The sequence below is a fragment of the Xenorhabdus stockiae genome (assembly GCF_002632825.1).
GTDB lineage: Bacteria > Pseudomonadota > Gammaproteobacteria > Enterobacterales > Enterobacteriaceae > Xenorhabdus > Xenorhabdus stockiae.
Map to the genome: position 1 here is coordinate 1 of NZ_NJAJ01000087.1, position 2,954 is coordinate 2,954.

Consider the following 2,954-nt stretch of genomic DNA (forward strand, 5'->3'; position numbering starts at 1 on the left):
CAAAACACCTTCGGTGTTGTCAGGTTAAGCCGCACGGTTCATTAGTACTGGTTAGCTCAACGTCTCGCAACGCTTACACACCCAGCCTATCTACGTCCTCGTCTCGAACGTTCCTTTAGGATTCTCAAGGAATCAGGGAAGACTCATCTCAAGGCAAGTTTCCCGCTTAGATGCTTTCAGCGGTTATCTCTTCCGCACTTAGCTACCGGGCAGTGCCATTGGCATGACAACCCGAACACCAGTGGTGCGTCCACTCCGGTCCTCTCGTACTAGGAGCAGCCCCTTTCAATCTTCCAACGCCCACGGCAGATAGGGACCGAACTGTCTCACGACGTTCTAAACCCAGCTCGCGTACCACTTTAAACGGCGAACAGCCGTACCCTTGGGACCTACTTCAGCCCCAGGATGTGATGAGCCGACATCGAGGTGCCAAACACCGCCGTCGATATGAACTCTTGGGCGGTATCAGCCTGTTATCCCCGGAGTACCTTTTATCCGTTGAGCGATGGCCCTTCCATTCAGAACCACCGGATCACTAAGACCTACTTTCGTACCTGCTCGCGCCGTCACGCTCGCAGTCAAGCTAGCTTATGCCTTTGCACTAACCTCACGATGTCCGACCGTGATTAGCTAACCTTCGTGCTCCTCCGTTACGCTTTGGGAGGAGACCGCCCCAGTCAAACTACCCACCAGACACTGTCCGCAACCCGGATAACGGGCCTACGTTAGAACACCAGCCATTAAAGGGTGGTATTTCAAGGATGGCTCCATGCAGACTGGCGTCCACACTTCTTAGCCTCCCACCTATCCTACACATCAAGGACCAGTGTTCAGTGTCAAGCTATAGTAAAGGTTCACGGGGTCTTTCCGTCTTGCCGCGGGTACACTGCATCTTCACAGCGAGTTCAATTTCACTGAGTCTCGGGTGGAGACAGCCTGGCCATCATTACGCCATTCGTGCAGGTCGGAACTTACCCGACAAGGAATTTCGCTACCTTAGGACCGTTATAGTTACGGCCGCCGTTTACTGGGGCTTCGATCAAGAGCTTCTCCTTACGGATAACCCCATCAATTAACCTTCCAGCACCGGGCAGGCGTCACACCGTATACGTCCACTTTCGTGTTTGCACAGTGCTGTGTTTTTATTAAACAGTTGCAGCCAGCTGGTATCTGCGACTGGCTTCAGCTCCGGGAGCAAGTCCCTTCACCTACTGCCAGCGTGCCTTCTCCCGAAGTTACGGCACCATTTTGCCTAGTTCCTTCACCCGAGTTCTCTCAAGCGCCTGAGTATTCTCTACCTGACCACCTGTGTCGGTTTGGGGTACGATTCAATGTTACCTGGAGCTTAGAGGCTTTTCCTGGAAGCCGGGCATCTGTCACTTCAGCACCGTAGTGCCTCGTCATCACGCCTCAGTGTTATACAGCGGTCCGGATTTACCAAGACTGCCCACCTACACGCTTAAACCGGGACGACCGTCGCCCGGATGACATAGCCTTCTCCGTCCCCCCTTCGCAGTAACACCAAGTACAGGAATATTAACCTGTTTCCCATCGACTACGCTTTTCAGCCTCGCCTTAGGGGTCGACTCACCCTGCCCCGATTAACGTTGGACAGGAACCCTTGGTCTTCCGGCGTGCGGGTTTTTCACCCGCATTATCGTTACTTATGTCAGCATTCGCACTTCTGATACCTCCAGCAGCCCTCACAGGCCACCTTCAACGGCTTACAGAACGCTCCCCTACCCAACAACACTTACGTGTCGCTGCCGCAGCTTCGGTGCATGGTTTAGCCCCGTTACATCTTCCGCGCAGGCCGACTCGACCAGTGAGCTATTACGCTTTCTTTAAATGATGGCTGCTTCTAAGCCAACATCCTGGCTGTCTGAGCCTTCCCACTTCGTTTCCCACTTAACCATGACTTGGGGACCTTAGCTGGCGGTCTGGGTTGTTTCCCTCTTCACGACGGACGTTAGCACCCGCCGTGTGTCTCCCGTGATAACATTCTTCGGTATTCGCAGTTTGCATCGGGTTGGTAAGTCGGGATGACCCCCTAGCCGAAACAGTGCTCTACCCCCGAAGATGAATTCACGAGGCGCTACCTAAATAGCTTTCGGGGAGAACCAGCTATCTCCCGGTTTGATTGGCCTTTCACCCCCAGCCACAAGTCATCCGCTAATTTTTCAACATTAGTCGGTTCGGTCCTCCAGTTAGTGTTACCCAACCTTCAACCTGCCCATGGCTAGATCACCGGGTTTCGGGTCTATACCCTGCAACTTAACGCCCAGTTAAGACTCGGTTTCCCTGCGGCTCCCCTATACGGTTAACCTTGCTACAGAATATAAGTCGCTGACCCATTATACAAAAGGTACGCAGTCACACCCCAAAGGGTGCTCCCACTGCTTGTACGTACACGGTTTCAGGTTCTCTTTCACTCCCCTCGCCGGGGTTCTTTTCGCCTTTCCCTCACGGTACTGGTTCACTATCGGTCAGTCAGGAGTATTTAGCCTTGGAGGATGGTCCCCCCATATTCAGACAGGATACCACGTGTCCCGCCCTACTCATCGAACTCCCACTGCCAGCGTTTTCAGATACGGGGCTATCACCCTTTACTGCCGGCCTTTCCAGACCGTTCTCCTGACGCTGACACTGATGTTGGTTCTGGGCTCCTCCCCGTTCGCTCGCCGCTACTGGGGGAATCTCGGTTGATTTCTTTTCCTCGGGGTACTGAGATGTTTCAGTTCCCCCGGTTCGCCTCCTGACCCTATGAATTCAGGTCAGGATAGTGCAACGGATTGCACTGGGTTTCCCCATTCGGGTATCGCCGGGTCTTGCGGGTCATATCCCCTTCCCGGCGCTTATCGCAGATTAGCACGCCCTTCATCGCCTCTGACTGCCTAGGCATCCACCGTGTACGCTTAGTCGCTTAACCTCACAACCCGAAGGTGTCTTCGGAT

The 2,954-nt window shown here is 53.9% G+C and carries 1 rRNA gene; it reads right to left on the reverse strand.

The annotated features are described in order from the left end of the window. Nucleotides 1-20 precede the first annotated feature (20 nt). Nucleotides 21-2,929 (reverse strand): 23S ribosomal RNA (locus Xsto_RS22845). Nucleotides 2,930-2,954: the final 25 nt, after the last annotated feature.